Source organism: Microcoleus sp. B13-B6 (genome assembly GCF_036705405.1).
Classification (GTDB): domain Bacteria; phylum Cyanobacteriota; class Cyanobacteriia; order Cyanobacteriales; family Microcoleaceae; genus Microcoleus.
Map to the genome: position 1 here is coordinate 1 of NZ_JAUBUJ010000104.1, position 13,810 is coordinate 13,810.

At 45.4% G+C, this 13,810-nt stretch carries 21 protein-coding genes; 13 read left to right on the top strand and 8 right to left on the bottom strand.

All coding sequences use genetic code 11. From position 1 onward, the window contains the following. Positions 1-117 precede the first annotated feature (117 nt). The 6 genes from QUB35_RS31965 (at position 118) to QUB35_RS31990 (ending at position 3,357) form a co-directional block, all read left to right on the top strand. Entirely contained in the window at positions 118-324 is a 207-nt protein-coding gene (locus QUB35_RS31965) for a hypothetical protein (protein WP_333145879.1), read from the top strand. After that, positions 302-847: a Fic family protein gene (locus QUB35_RS31970; RefSeq protein ID WP_333145881.1), complete on the top strand. Its 546-nt coding sequence runs from the start codon at positions 302-304 to the stop codon at positions 845-847. Before QUB35_RS31965 ends, QUB35_RS31970 begins: the two co-directional genes overlap by 23 nt. 17 nt (positions 848-864) lie before the next feature. Then, a complete protein-coding gene (locus QUB35_RS31975; RefSeq protein ID WP_333145883.1) occupies positions 865-1,068 on the top strand; it encodes a hypothetical protein in 204 nt (67 codons plus the stop codon). A 251-nt stretch (positions 1,069-1,319) separates the two neighbouring features. Further along, the gene (locus tag QUB35_RS31980; protein WP_333050350.1) at positions 1,320-1,775 is read left to right on the top strand and encodes a hypothetical protein; all 456 of its coding nucleotides are present in this window, start codon (positions 1,320-1,322) and stop codon (positions 1,773-1,775) included. 365 nt (positions 1,776-2,140) lie between these two features. After that, a complete protein-coding gene (locus tag QUB35_RS31985; RefSeq protein ID WP_333145886.1) occupies positions 2,141-2,926 on the top strand; it encodes a ParA family protein in 786 nt (261 codons plus the stop codon). Beyond that, positions 2,923-3,357 (top strand): hypothetical protein, encoded by a 435-nt coding sequence (locus QUB35_RS31990; RefSeq protein WP_333145888.1) that lies wholly within the window; start codon positions 2,923-2,925, stop codon positions 3,355-3,357. The genes QUB35_RS31985 and QUB35_RS31990 overlap by 4 nt, the downstream gene beginning before the upstream one ends. Positions 3,358-3,761: 404 nt before the next feature. Here the strand turns inward: QUB35_RS31990 and QUB35_RS31995 are convergent, their stop codons facing one another. Continuing rightward, positions 3,762-4,712, bottom strand: coding sequence for a tyrosine-type recombinase/integrase (locus tag QUB35_RS31995; RefSeq protein WP_333145890.1), 951 nt, complete (start codon positions 4,710-4,712; stop codon positions 3,762-3,764). Positions 4,713-4,819: 107 nt separating this feature from the next. On the opposite strand from QUB35_RS31995, the gene QUB35_RS32000 reads away from it, so the two are divergent. The 5 genes from QUB35_RS32000 (at position 4,820) to QUB35_RS32020 (ending at position 6,361) form a co-directional block, all read left to right on the top strand. Next, on the top strand, positions 4,820-4,984 hold the full coding sequence (locus tag QUB35_RS32000; protein WP_333145893.1) for a hypothetical protein: 165 nt from the start codon (positions 4,820-4,822) through the stop codon (positions 4,982-4,984). Between the two features lie 59 nt (positions 4,985-5,043). Next, the gene (locus tag QUB35_RS32005) at positions 5,044-5,169 is read left to right on the top strand and encodes an element excision factor XisH family protein (RefSeq protein ID WP_333145897.1); all 126 of its coding nucleotides are present in this window, start codon (positions 5,044-5,046) and stop codon (positions 5,167-5,169) included. A 53-nt stretch (positions 5,170-5,222) separates the two neighbouring features. Next, positions 5,223-5,465, top strand: a complete 243-nt coding sequence (locus QUB35_RS32010; protein ID WP_333145963.1) for an element excision factor XisH family protein — start codon at positions 5,223-5,225, stop codon at positions 5,463-5,465. Next, the gene (locus QUB35_RS32015; protein WP_106332496.1) at positions 5,453-5,782 is read left to right on the top strand and encodes a XisI protein; all 330 of its coding nucleotides are present in this window, start codon (positions 5,453-5,455) and stop codon (positions 5,780-5,782) included. The genes QUB35_RS32010 and QUB35_RS32015 overlap by 13 nt, the downstream gene beginning before the upstream one ends. Before the next feature lie 453 nt (positions 5,783-6,235). Further along, positions 6,236-6,361, top strand: coding sequence for a hypothetical protein (locus tag QUB35_RS32020; protein WP_333145900.1), 126 nt, complete (start codon positions 6,236-6,238; stop codon positions 6,359-6,361). A gap of 321 nt (positions 6,362-6,682) precedes the next feature. Here the strand turns inward: QUB35_RS32020 and QUB35_RS32025 are convergent, their stop codons facing one another. The 5 genes from QUB35_RS32025 to QUB35_RS32045 form a co-directional block, all read right to left on the bottom strand. After that, positions 6,683-7,213, bottom strand: a complete 531-nt coding sequence (locus QUB35_RS32025) for a transposase (RefSeq protein ID WP_333145902.1) — start codon at positions 7,211-7,213, stop codon at positions 6,683-6,685. Positions 7,214-7,600: 387 nt separating this feature from the next. Next, the gene (locus QUB35_RS32030) at positions 7,601-7,885 is read right to left on the bottom strand and encodes a hypothetical protein (protein ID WP_333145905.1); all 285 of its coding nucleotides are present in this window, start codon (positions 7,883-7,885) and stop codon (positions 7,601-7,603) included. Between the two features lie 157 nt (positions 7,886-8,042). Next, positions 8,043-8,225 (bottom strand): hypothetical protein, encoded by a 183-nt coding sequence (locus QUB35_RS32035; RefSeq protein WP_333145907.1) that lies wholly within the window; start codon positions 8,223-8,225, stop codon positions 8,043-8,045. Between the two features lie 17 nt (positions 8,226-8,242). Continuing rightward, positions 8,243-9,469: a metabolite traffic protein EboE gene (gene eboE, locus QUB35_RS32040; protein WP_333145910.1), complete on the bottom strand. Its 1,227-nt coding sequence runs from the start codon at positions 9,467-9,469 to the stop codon at positions 8,243-8,245. After that, complete coding sequence (locus QUB35_RS32045) at positions 9,466-10,848, bottom strand: nucleotide pyrophosphatase/phosphodiesterase family protein (RefSeq protein ID WP_333145912.1); 1,383 nt, start codon at positions 10,846-10,848, stop codon at positions 9,466-9,468. The genes eboE and QUB35_RS32045 overlap by 4 nt, the downstream gene beginning before the upstream one ends. 18 nt (positions 10,849-10,866) lie before the next feature. Here QUB35_RS32045 and QUB35_RS32050 point away from each other — a divergent pair, with 18 nt between their 5' ends. Continuing rightward, positions 10,867-11,529 carry a VTT domain-containing protein gene (locus QUB35_RS32050; RefSeq protein ID WP_333145914.1) on the top strand — a complete coding sequence of 221 codons (663 nt, stop codon included), beginning with the start codon at positions 10,867-10,869 and terminating at the stop codon, positions 11,527-11,529. 157 nt (positions 11,530-11,686) lie between these two features. Here QUB35_RS32050 and QUB35_RS32055 read toward each other — a convergent pair whose 3' ends face one another. Together QUB35_RS32055 and QUB35_RS32060 are read right to left on the bottom strand one after the other, a co-directional pair. Then, positions 11,687-12,652 carry a hypothetical protein gene (locus QUB35_RS32055; RefSeq protein WP_333145917.1) on the bottom strand — a complete coding sequence of 322 codons (966 nt, stop codon included), beginning with the start codon at positions 12,650-12,652 and terminating at the stop codon, positions 11,687-11,689. Between the two features lie 288 nt (positions 12,653-12,940). Further along, complete coding sequence (locus QUB35_RS32060; protein ID WP_333145919.1) at positions 12,941-13,348, bottom strand: hypothetical protein; 408 nt, start codon at positions 13,346-13,348, stop codon at positions 12,941-12,943. 293 nt (positions 13,349-13,641) lie between these two features. Between QUB35_RS32060 and QUB35_RS32065 the strand changes: the two genes are divergently transcribed. Continuing rightward, entirely contained in the window at positions 13,642-13,797 is a 156-nt protein-coding gene (locus tag QUB35_RS32065; RefSeq protein WP_333145922.1) for a hypothetical protein, read from the top strand. Positions 13,798-13,810: the final 13 nt, after the last annotated feature.

Consider the following 13,810-nt stretch of genomic DNA (forward strand, 5'->3'; position numbering starts at 1 on the left):
TTTTTAGCTGGCATTTTTGTAGAGATTGACTAAACTCCTTTTTTATTATACCCTATTTAAAGGTACAACAGCTTACAGACAATTCGCTTAATTGGGGAGTACAAAGGTAAACAGGAGTTGTACAAACAACAAGCACCACAAGTGCTAGAAACTTTGCGGCAAACTGCGATTATTCAAAGTACCGAATCTTCTAACCGCATTGAAGGAATTACCGTTCCTCTGGCGCGAATTCGCTTTCTTAGTAACGGAACGCACAGCACCAAGGGATCGTTCAGAACAGGAAATCGCGGGCTATCGGAATGTGCTAAATACAATTCACGCTAGCTATGGTTATATTCCATTTACTCCGAATATTGTTTTGCAGTTTCATCGCGATTTATATCAATTTAGCGTCGGTTTAGGTGGCTGTTGGAAAACAACAGAAAATCTAATTACGGCAACCACAACTGATGGTAGACAAATAGTGCGATTTACTCCTGTTGCCGCCTATGCCACATCTCAGGCTATGGAAGAGTTGCATGAGAAATTTAATCTATTTTCCCGTGAAGGTGAGATTGAACCATTGTTGTTGATTGCTAGTTATGTTCTGGATTTTTTGTGCATTCATCCATTTCTGGATGGTAACGGACGAATGGCAAGATTGCTGACGCTGTTATTGTTGTATCAAGCGGGTTATGAAGTAGGGCAGTTTATTAGTTTAGAACAAATTGTGGAGCGCACCAAAGAAAGCTATTATGATGCCTTGTACCAATCTTCTCAAAATTGGCATGAGGGGAAGCATAGCTTGTTGCCAGGAGTGGGAGTATTTTTTAGGCGTAATGTTACTGGGAGCTTATCGAGAATTTGAGCAGCGGGTTGGGGTGATTGGAGGAGCAAAAGGAACGAAAACGGCAATGGTTTTACAGGCAATTGAGAGTTTGCCGCATCGAGTTTTCGATGCGAGAGTTACAGCAACGTTGTCCGGTGGTTTCTGTGGATTTAATTCGTCGCATTTTGCGTCAAGAACGGGATGAGGGAAGGATTAAATGTGTGGGACGGGGAGTGGATGCGCGGTGGCGAAAGTTATAGACAATTTAGTGGCCGACTTGCCAAAAGCTTTACAAGAGATGAAGGGTTTCTCATCTCATATGTCTCTTGTATATGAGAAGTTTTGCGGAATCTTACCCGAACGAGCAATTTGTGCAACAACCTGTTGCACAAATTGCTTTACAATAAACAGCCATTATTGATTAAGCCTGGTTTATTGCTGTGAGCCAACACCCTGTCTGGACGCAAATCCGTCGATCGCACCAGCCACGATACTTAGTATTATATAGCACATGGTACTAGAAAAGAAGCTCAAACTCATCCGCGATGTCGAAACGGGCATCATTGCTCATCAGGTCTGCTGCGTTGGGGTACTTCACACTGGTTTGGGCTCTTCAATTGCAGCGAAGTGGCCGGTGGTTGAGTTGGAGTATCGGCGCTTCTGCGGCCCCGATGCAGGTCGAAAGCGTTTTGTTCTCGGTAAAGTCCAAATGGTTCGGGTTAGCTCCACTCCTGAGTTATGGGTGTGCAGTATGGCGGGTCAAAACCTTCACGGCAGCAAGAAACGCTATACCGATTACGATGCCTTGGCGCTCTGTTTATCTAAACTCCACCACAAATCCCTGGAATTGGAACTAACTCCTTTCCTTCCCTACAAGCTTGGATGGTCTGGGGGACGGGGCGAATGGAGCGTTGTCCGCCCCCTTATCGAACAGCACTGCCCCAATGCCGTTATCTGCATTGATTGACCTGCATTCACTCTTGACACAAGAGTGCGTGAATGCAGGCCGCCGTTAACTATAAAGAAACACGCACTGCGCCTTTTAAACACGCACTCCACATAAAGAAACACGCGCCGCGCCTTTTAAACACGCATCTATAGAGTCTGTGGAGGAAAATTGGGTGGGGACTGCGCGAACTCCGCTCACTTGCTAATTTTAATAATTTAGCTTTTTAGTAAAACGCTAAGTTTAGCTGTTTATCTCTATAGTAAAACATAAATTACTAAAAAACTAAATTATTAAAATTAGCTTTTTAGTAATTTAGATATTGACTATTTTCGTTTTTTAGAGGACGATATATATAGAAAACCCCATCCCATGTCCCTAAAGCCATGATTGCAGTCGCCATCGCGTCCCTGTCCGGGGGGCAGGGCAAGACAACCGCATCTCTATTCCTGAGCCGCCTCCTAGCGAGCCGGGGCTATCCCACACTGGCTATCGACGCCGACCCCCAACACAACCTGACCACCTACCTGGGGCTAGAACTGCAACCCAACCAGCCCACCTTGCTGGAAGTTCTCAAAAAATCCGTGCCCATCGAAGACGGCATCTATCCAGTCGAAGGTAGCGACAACTTGTTTCTAATTCCCTCCGACGACGGCCTTGACGCCGCCGCCGACTACCTATCCAGCAGCGGCGTCGGCGCTACCCTGTTGCTGCGCCGCCTCGAACCAGTTGCCGAAGCCTTCAAATTTTGTATCATTGACGCACCCCCGCAGCGCTCGCAGATTTGCTTAACCGCAATCGGTGCCGCCGACACCGTAATCGTACCCGCCGAAGCTTCCGTCAAAGGCTACGGTTCCCTAGTGCGGACACTCGACTTGCTCAACTCCATGAGAGATGTCAAAGCAACCAACGCTACCGTACTAGGAGTGCTGCCCTTCCGGGACCGCTGGATTGGCAACACTCAAACCCTAGAGAGCCGCCTAGCCGTAGAAGGAATGAAAGACGAAGTTGAAAACGAATTAATTCTCCCTTCAATCCGAGAATCCGAACAGTACAAAAAAGCCATTAACAAACGCCAAACTCTCAGCGAATTAGGACATCCCGACTTAGAATATCCCTTTGAAATACTGCTCGCCAAAATCGAGTTTCTTTTACAACAAAAAGTACAATGAGTGACAGCATCCTCGACCAAATTCGCTCCAACCGCAAGCGAACAGTTGTTCCAAGCCGAGAAGATACTTTAATCGCCCCCAAACAGGAGAGCGAACAAATTACCCAACAGTCAACTCCGGCGAAGGAACCTTCAAAAGAAACCACGGGTGACAATTCAACCTTAGAAGAGTTAAAAGCCGAACTCGCGAAAATTCCGCCGACTCGCCGCCATTCTGCCGTTGTTTTAGATGCAGAAATAGATGCTAACTTGACGAGATTTTGCAAAGAAAAAGGAGTGACTGTAGAAGTATTTTTAGAAGCTGCATGGCTGCAAGCAGTAGCTTCATCCGAGCTGATGGAAAAAATCTTGGTAGAAGCTAAGTGCCGCTACGATTCAAGAAAACTTGCTGGAAAGCTGAGGCGGCTGATTACAATGCTATCCGGGCGCTGATAGGGAGATGCTACTGCCATTAAACAGTTAACAGCTGATAGTTGATAGTTGATAGTTGATAGTTGTCCACACTGTTAAAAGAACGAGTGGAAAGGCACGCAATCAAAAAGGCCATGAGTGGTTTAATTACTGCGATGAAATAACGAACATTTCTCGCAAGTTATTTAACACGGCGCTGAAGTTTGAGGATTTGTGCGAAGTGAGGATTGTCCCCAAAACGGGATGTTATGTTGTTGAAGTAGTTTACTCTGAACCTGACAACAGCCAATTCTTCTGTAGCTTAAACCCAGAATTAGCGGAGGCTATTGATAAAGGAACTATAAGTTTCATCAGAGTCCTAGATGTCAGTCTTGTCCACCTTTTATAGTGCGTCAGCACTTAACGGGAGAGAACGTCACAAAGCCCTAAAATTCCAAATGCTGCACGGCCCGCCGCTTAGTTTCCTCCCCACGCCTGTCATATTTGGCCGTAGTTACCGGAGAAGCATGACCCGCCAACTTTTGCACCGTCACAATATCCACCCCAGCATCGAGGAGGTCCGAGCAAAACGTGCGCCGGAAATCGTGGGGACTAAAAGACTCCACCCCAGCGAGAAACGCCCGCCGCTGCACAATCTTCAACACACCATCCTCCGTCATCCGCCGCCGCTGAATTTCTCCCCCCTTCCGAATCGGGTACAACAGAGGCCCTGGAGCCTCTCCCCTCAACTCCAGCCACTGCGACACTAAAACGCAAGCAGACTCCGGGAGGTAAACCGTCCTGTCTTTCTTGCCCTTGCCCTCCCGGACGAACAGCGCTCCCGTAGATAGGTTGAAATCTCGCTTCAAGAGATTGACCGCTTCACCACGACGGATGCCGCCCCCTCGCAAGATAGCAATCAGCGCCGAGTCCCTAACATCAATAGGGGTCTTACCAGAGCAGCTTTGCATCAATGCAGCAATCTCACAGAGCGTTAGCGCGCGCCCCCTAACTTTTCCCGATTGCTTGATACTCCTGACATCCACCGCTTTACTGTAATCTATTGGGTCGATTAAATCCAACCGCAGAGCTTCCTTCAACACCCGTCGCAGGGCGCACAGCATTTGGTTCACCGTCGCGGGGGCGTACTTTTTCTCCATAGCCGAGCGCAGAGCCGCCGTATGTCTGTAGCGCAATGCCGCCCAATTCAAAGTCATTGCGTCGCACTCCCCACCTGTCAGCATTCGGGCCATGATATTGAGCCCTTCTCTCATGGTTGCCTTTGACCGCTCGCTCCCCAAACTGTCGAGGTACACTGCTGCTGGGTGCTGAGTCAGGGGTACCGGACAGGGCAGATTCAAGGTTTCGGGCTGTTGCTCTCCAAGTAAGTTGAGCATTTACTCTTTCAAAGTGGTCTTATAAATACTAAATTTTACGCCTTTAACGGTTCACGCGATCGATTTGGCTCTTCCCTCGTGAACCCTCACCGTCCGGGGACGAGCCTGTGTGTTCGCTCCTGTTCTACGAAGAAGAACACCTTTATGCAGCTTTAGTCTGTTTTTTTGGGCTAGTTGCTGTGAATGACCTGATATTGCTTTATCGCTGGTGGGTGGGAGAGTTATGCTCCGTGGGGGGAATTTTTGGGGAGTGCGATCGCCAATGGCTGTAATGATATGATGGCGGAATGGCAATCAATACTGCTCGGTTAAGCATTTTCGTGGCTATGATATGTCAGAAGAAGATATTTTTCACAATGCTGTTCGTTCAGCTTTAGAAAAAGAGGGATGGATCATCACTCACGATCCTCTCTTTATCAAGGTAGAGGAACTTGATTTTTTTATCGATTTAGCATAGCAGGGGAGAAAATTTTAGCAGCAGAGAAAGATGGCTTCAAGATTGCTGTAGAGATTAAATCTTTTATCGGTGCATCTGATTTAGCCAGCTTTTATATAGCTTTGGGTCAATTTCTCAGCTATCGTTCTGCCCTGAGAAAAAAGCAACCGAACAGAATTTTGTATTTAGCAATAAACCAAGATGTGTATAATGATTTTTTCAGCAATCGTTTTATTCAAGAATTAATCGCTGAGCATCAGCTCAAATTACTCATTTTTGATGCTATTCAAGAGGGGATACTTTTATGGAAAGAGTAAACTACAGAGAATTAATCCAAACAATTCTGTCTCAACACTCAAGGAATGACTTGGATACTGAAACAGAAGTTCAATTACTTTTTGATACCGAACGGGAGCATTATCATGTGGTTCATTTGGGCTGGGACGAGCAAAAACGGGTTTACGGCTGTGTGATTCACGTCGATATAAAAGATGGTAAATTTTGGATTCAGAGGGATAGAACGGAAGCGGGAATAGCGAATGAGTTAGTAGCCGCCGGAGTTCCCAAGGAAGATATTGTTTTAGCTTTTAAAGCCCCTTACGTGCGTCAATTTACTGAGTTTGCAGTGGGGTAATTGGGATACGGAGGATTTACATTTTCATCAAAAATAACTGGAGTTTAGACTAAGACAGAATAAAGGGGTGCATTACTGTCAATTGAATGCACTTAAGAATGACCGAGCGAGAATTTCAGATTAAGGAGACTTTTTGTTGAGTTTTTTCGGTCGAGCAAACCCTTTTTTGACTGTGGGATATCGAATCCTGGGTCGTCGTTTACGTCCCCGCTTGCCAACCAGGAGATTTACCTCGAAGTTTAGGAGGTCTAGCAGGTGTACCTAACACCGCTAAAATGCTCCCAAAGGATCGCAGCCCCTCGTCCAGGGGTAAGTTTGACCTGAGCTTTTTGCCAAGGCAATGGGCGTTGTGCCACAAGCTGACGGGCCAGCCATAATTGCCAAGTAACGATCGGCATTAAATCACTCCACCGATCGCCGAAGAGCGGGTGTACTTAACGCAGGAACAGTCCAATGAAGACGATTTTTAGCTTGCGCGATACCAGTGCTCGATCGCAAATCTTCGTAAATAGAGCCGCCAAACTTGATCGGCTGGAGGCATTTTTAATCCGGCAAATGCTAGCCACATCGGCTTGTTAGTCCTGGCACAACCGTCGGCAGTCAGTCGTTCTACCAGCACAAGAGACATCGGATGAGATGGGGATAAACGAAAATGGTAATTGTGCCAAACCCGTACCTGCAATTGACCTAAATCAGGGTCATTAATCTCAACAAGTTGAGCAGGAGAACTCCCAGTTGTGGGATCGTTAAGTTTGAATTTATCGCCATGAAGTTTGGGTCTGCCCCGACCCCGATAAGCACTCTTGCTCGCCCCACAAACATAAATTTGAACGCAGGCGCATCAGTTTATCTACAGCAATGGATGCGGTTTGATTGATGAACGGCCCACAGCCGTATTCGCTATCCCACAAGGATATCGCTCAAGGGCGGTAATTGAGAACTCACCTTCGATAATTGTTGAGCTGCGCTCAAGATCGGACTGTCCCAACTGGTAATTCGTTCGTGCAAAAATGGTAGGGCCCAACTGCCTTTTTCTTCGGGTATCCATGCTAATGTGCTGTAGCCATATCCCACAGTTATCGGGCGAGAGCCTAATTGTGAAGGCGAATGTTCGTAAGTGCGTTCTTGAAGGGTTTTGGCATCAGGTCTAGACCAACTTGTATGGTCGCCTGCTAAGACAATCGGTTCCGACGGCTTAATTTGTGTGATGTAAAGTTTCATTAATTGCTCTCGATCCGGCCGGGTATCTTGTAGTGCTTCGTAGACACTCGGCCACTGCCGGCGAAAGACACAGGACAATGATAAATCGGCCAAGCTTTGAGCTTTTCTGGTGAGCAAGAGTGCATCCATTAATTCAAAGGTAGCATCCTGTGCTTTACATAAATTTTTGTAGATGGCTTGACGAAACTGTTGCAACCATCGTGACAACATTCATAGCGGTCGATCGGGGTTGGTGATACTTTCCCATCTTCCGCCATCCGGGTCAATTCAAACATGAGTTGACCCGGTATTTTTGACGCTTGGCGTATCACAGAAGGAGAACCGGGGCGCGATCGTACTGTTGTGAGCGGGCGATTGTACTGTTGTGAGCGGGCGATTGTACTGTTGTTAGCGGGCGATTGCCAGCGTTCTTTTTAATCTTAACTCTCCGACAGGAGCATCAACATCATCCGCTCCAGTTCGCCTTCAAAGAGAACGTCAACGGTCGCTGGCATTTATCCATTGGTTAGGCTTCATAGCTTGTTTGCCAGCGACCGTTGCCGTCCAAAATTGATGTTCATAACTGGAGACTCGATCGCGCTTTCAGGTCTGCTTAGTCTAAACTCCAATACTAAGACTGCTCCAAAAATTTGATAGGACTTTAACTTGTTCATCTTCCAAAGAACTTAGTGTCCAGCGCCCACGCCCACTTCTTTGTCGCTTAACTTGGTGATACTCCAATTTACTCTTTCGACGCAGGAAGAACTCTATGCCATCTATACCTGGTGGTTCTAAACTAATAGAATCGGCTTTCTCCTCCATCACATCAATCATGCAATGCACAGTCCACCGACCTTCGTAGCGATTGCCCAGTTTGTCTGCCACCCCACCTGCAAATGTCATATCGTCTCTATATTTTGAAAGGTGCTGCTTTTAAAGACGTTGCGGTATAAAACTCGCGAAAGCGTTATCTGTAATGTATCGACTTACTTATTGTAACGTACCATTTTCCTTTTGCAGTTGAGTGTGGTTGGGAAAGTGAGGAGAGAGGACAATCTTTTCAGCGAAATGCTAAAGCTGCTGTGATTGCAGCCGCTCCTGTAAAACCTGTCGTAGCCATCGTCACCACCAGGATGATACCCGGTAAACCCAAAGCAGCTAATTTCAAGGGCGTGTTCATCCATTTTACTAACCTTCGCTGTTGCTCTTCTTGCCGATTCGTACAATTTTCTCGTTTGGGCACGGTGATGCCTATCTCGGCTATACCCCTTTCAGTGCCCCTAATACCCACTCATACTCGCGCTGAATACATAGCAACAAATCCATCTTCATCTGAGGCGGCAAAACCTCCCAGGTATAAGTTTCAATTTCCAAATGTTTGCAAGCATGGTTTTTCTGCAACAACTTTAAAACAGCGATAATATCTTCTTGAGTAGATTGGAAAATTTGGTAATCCCGAATAAAGATGGGAACGTGAAAGTGAATACGCCATTCTTGCGCCTTAGACTCTTCAAAACCTGGTAATGCTGTCGCTAAGTCGAGATAGTGATGCAAAGTGCCATCACGCCAACGCTCAATTACTTGGTGCAGATAGGTAGACTCTGCAAAGGGACGCAATCGCTCTACCACAGCTTGCTGTCCTTGTGCCTTATCGGGCAATTTCACTTGCAAAGCTGCACTCAACTGAACTTTCCCAATTTGAATTCCTGCTGCTTGCAACCGAGCAAAAACTGATTCTGGTTCTTCATATTCCACAGCAAAATGGCAAGTATCATAACACAAGCGTATATGTTCTCGTAACACAAACTCAGCGGACTCTTGAGAAATATGCCGAAGTTCCGATAAATAAGCGCCTCCAACAGGCAATAACCATTGGTTAAAAAAATTAATAACTTCAGCCGTATTTTCAATCAATCCATCCGGTTCTGGTTCCAAATCAACGTGCAGCAGTTTTCCCGTTTCTTCGCGAATGCGTAGCATTTGAGCCGCTACGACTGCCAGGTTGCAACTACTACTCTTAAAAATTAATTCACAAGCTTCTTGGTTATTTTTCCACCAGGGTTTGTAAGACAAGGGGACAGTAGAAATACCACCATCCATACCTTCTGGTAACAGGACTGCTAAAATTTTTGCTAAGCGCAATGTATAATCTAAACGTTCCGGTTTTGACCAGTCTGGGGCATAAACTTGGTCTTTGACCACCTGCCGATGAAATCCCCCGTAAGGAAAACCATTTAGAGTAAAGACATACAAGCCCTGTTGATTCAGCCACACCTGGAACTGCGTCAGATTGTCTGCTTCTAACAATTCTCGTGCAGCTAGGTCAGCTAGCCGCAGTCCAATTCCAAAAAAATAGTTTGGCGAAAGCCGTGCTTTAAGGACTGGAAGATACTGCTTCAAGTTGGCAAGCACTTCTCCCCAACTTTCCCCTGGGTGAATATTAGTGCAATAAGTTAAGTGGAAGTCGCCATTTGTGCTAATTTTCATCGTTCGCTAATTTCACACTTCTCAAGGATGAGCTTATAAACATCAGTAGCACTAATACTTTTCATTTCGATCAAATGTGTCTGTTTTGTAATAAATAGTGGACTAGAATCGACTGAAGTGGTAATATGACCGTGAGAACCTTTGACAAGGGTGGCATCTAGGGGAATTACATCCATTAAGTGACGAAACCCAAGGTGTTTTTTTAATAGCGTTAAGCCAACCTTAAGCTTAGGAAATTTTAGATGTGGGTCGAGGAAGAGTTCTACCGGATCGAAACCGGGTTTACGGTGGATATCCACAGTAGTCGCAAAATCGGGGGCGCGTTTGTCGCTTTGCCAGTAGTAATATGTAAACCAAGCATTAGGTTGAGCGATCGCCACCAACTCACCCGATCTGGGATGATCGAGATGGTACGCTTGTTTTCCTACTTTATCCAATACCACGGCTACACCCTCGATTGCTTCTAATAGAGCGCGAACTTTGGACGTATATTCTGGATCGTTAACATAAACGTGAGCAATCTGATGATCGGCAACGGCGAATGCAATACTCGCTCCAGCATCAAGCAGTTCTCGTCCTAACTCCTCGCGTACAGCAATTAAGCCATTTTCCCGCAGTATCCGGTTGATGTGAACGGGTTGGGAAACTTCAGTAATGCCATATTCCGATAAGATTATAATTTGGGCATCTCGTGCTTCGTAATATTCAATTAGATCGCCGCAGACAGTATCAATTTCTTGCAGATCCCTTGCTATCTGGTGTTGTTGAGGCCCAAATCGCTGGAGGCAATAATCTAGGTGAGGTAAATAAATCAGTGTCAGTGTCGGACTGTAGCGTTCCTCAATCGATTTGGCAGCATTGGCAATCCATTGACTTGAAGCAATAGACGCATTCGGACCCCAAAAGTTGAATAGAGGAAACTGACCTAGCTCCGACTGGAGTTGCGATCGCAAGGAAGCAGGTTTAGTATTGATATCGGGAATTTTCCTACCGTCAGCCGGATACATGGGGCAGGGAGTAACCTCGTAGTCCGCCGATGAGTGCATATTATACCACCAAAACAGGTTGGCACAGGTAAAGGACGGATTGACCGAACGGGCAATGTCCCAAATTTTAGGAGCCTGAACCAGTTTATTGGACTGCCGCCAAAATTTTACTTCACACTCGTCACGGAAGTACCAACCATTAGCAACAATGCCGTGTTGGTTGGGATATTTGCCAGTGAGATAGGTTGACTGAACGGTGGAGGTAACGGCGGGTAAGATTGGCTCGATCGCCAGCATTTGCCCGCTCAATGCCCAATTTGAAAGGTGGGGCGTGTATTTTCCAAGTATACTGGGTGTCAATCCCACGACATTTAGAACAACAGTTTTCTGCATGAATCTGACAAAATTGTTATGAAAAAATACTGGACTTTTATCGGCTTGCTGCTGTTATTTTTCTTAATACTTTTCCTGATTGTCGAGCAACTGAATATCTCTATTTTCACCGATCCGCGCTACTTAATGCAGGCCCCAAGTGTCGGTGCAGCCTCAGTCGGAATTACCCTATTGATAGCAGATGTCTTCCTGCCAGTTCCTTCTAGTTTGATCATGATCGCTAATGGTGCAGTTTTTGGGGTTATATTAGGCACGCTTTTGTCGCTGGTAGGCAGTTTGGGGGCAGGGCTACTTGGATTTTTCATCGGTAAACGGGGAGGTTCTTTGTTGGCGAGACTTGTACCACCAGAGGAACTTTTGCAAGCCGATCGGCTGTTGGAAAAATGGGGTAATTTAGCGATTATTGTGACACGCCCGGTGCCCTTACTGGCAGAAACGACTGCGATCGTCGCAGGCACATCTACAATGGGATGGAAAAATATGGTACTAGCTACTATTCTTGGGTCATTACCTGCTGCTTTTCTTTATGCGTTTACTGGGGCTACGGCTGCCAATTTTGATAATGTGTGGTTAACCTTTGGGATGGCCCTGTTGATAGCAGGTTTGTTGTGGGCATTAAGCGATCGCTTACACAAAACGATTGTTGATAAGTTGAAAGCCAGCCTCAAACGAAGAATTTGAGCTTCCCACCATCAGAATCCTGTAGCTTACTAAGTGAACAAAGGCAGAATTTAAATAATCCTGCCTAGAAACTGGGTAGTTGAGAGAAGTTTAGTAGAAGAGAATGCTAGATAATTATGCTAACCTTTCCTAACTAGCAGCGTTTAGCCTGAGTATATCAGTCTTGACACCCCGAGTTAAACAAGCAGCAATTATTTATTTTAGGCGTTTCTTTTACTAGGGTGGCAACTTCACTCCAAATCGTTGAATCTGGCTTTTCCATGCGAAAATTGGTATAGTTCTGACTTACCAATGGGGCCTTTGCAGAATCAGAATCGCCAGAAAAGTAGAAAGATTGAGGATGGCGATAAGGTTCAGCAGTCTTGTTAAAACTGTCTGGAGTATAGTTTTTATAGAAAGCATATCCAAATAGAATTGATGGGTCTTCTTTTCGAGGAGGTGGAACAAGTATGGAATATGCTTGTAGAGAATTACCGACATGTTTGCTCTGTTGTGCATTGTAAGGCAAATGCTTGATGAAATCGGTGCGCGGAGGATGGTTATGAGATGAAAACAAGCAAATTCTTGGCTTTTGAGCTGGGTTTTGACCATAGTTCAGGAAATAAGCTTTATTCCCCAAAGATACAAAGGCACAGGTATATTTATTGCCACGTGGGAAGATAGGCAAACATCGCTCTTTATAATATTCCTCCATTGCCCCAGTCCCATCCTTATCTTGAGGAATATAGGTGGAGTCATAGTACGTTGTACCATACGAAACTTCATAATTACTGGGGGTCAAATTCTCAGGAGGTGAGGTGTAGGGAGGGTAAAGCTTGTCGTCTTGGTAATTCTGAAATACTCGATACATTGTCCAGTCACTTGTCCACCACTGTGGGAATTTTGGATCGCTTGGCTCAGTTTCCTTTCGTGGTGACAGACAACCTTCTGGGTCTTCGCACTCCTCATTATGTACAGTTCGAGTGGGGTATGTGTCCGAGCCACTATCGTTATAAGAAGTTGTGGGTAATCCAGAAGCACCAGCATCACCACTACCTAGAAAGACTATCGCAATTAAAAAGCAAGCTACTAAGGAAAGTATGACTCGCTTTGCCATCAATAAAAGCCAACTGAAATTGTGCATTATACCTCTTGGTTTAACCAATAATAGACAACATTTTTTCGACAAAAATTAAGTTTTCTGGATCGATTTCCTTTGTTCTGCCAAATTGGGACAACTGCTGGACGATATTCCGATCCTGATAGGGACTACTATGATCAAAAATACCAGGATCTGATCCTCAAAAATCTCCAGGAGAAAGCGCAAGCTTTTGGTCTTCAACTTGTCCCCAAATCCCAAAATAAGGAGGAAGCTTCATTTTATCAAACCCTTTCTACATAAGCTTTACGTCAAGTGTTCCTTGAAAGAGGGCTAGTTGTTAATGACACGAAAGATTCGCCAAGGGTCGGCGAAAGAGTTGCGACGAAGAAGCCAACAGTTAACGCCGACCACGTTTTGCTGGAGGGTATATCGACCAATCGTATAAAAAGTGTTGTCGTCGCCCAAAGGGATGTATTCCCAATCTTCGTATTTCATAACGAGGAGGTTTTTTTCTTTTCCACTAGATCCGTAGTATGTATTATAAATTCCATCATAATAGGCTTGACGCCCGTAGATAAGCCCAGATGGCTGGGTCGAGTCTTGTGCGTTGGCAATTCCCACATCCTCTGTCGCCAGATATTTCATCTCCTCAAACTTTTCCTCTGCGTACAACTCGTTCCAATTTTTGGCAAACTGCTTCAACTGCTCGATCGCCTGCTTAGTCTCTTCACTTGTCATTTTTTTCTCCTTCCTAACTTACTGATTCTTAGCGTACAATTTTCCAAAATTGGCACGGCAATGCCCTTAGTGACGCATTTGCTTGTTGCTTGTATCTTGATTTATGGGCAACATAAGTTCAATGTTGGGGTCTTTAATAACTTCGTTCTTTTGGTGTAATTTTATTAGTTGATAGGGTTAATCTGTCAATGCGTACTCGAATGATGTGTAAGGAGACTTACCCAAACCTGGAAAGTCTTACTCAGTAATGGTTTTAAGTTAGGCTTCCCCCGCGTAGCCAGGGCAAACGCATCATGTCAACAAGCGGGAATTTTACCGTGCTTGTTGCGACTATTATCGATAGCTGTAGTTTATTGAAAAGAGATTTGACTGCCGATAGCGGTGGCTATTCCTCAAAACACTACTACTATTCTCCCGGCAATTTAGATGCGTTTGCCCTGCCCGCGTAGCGGGGGAAGTTCC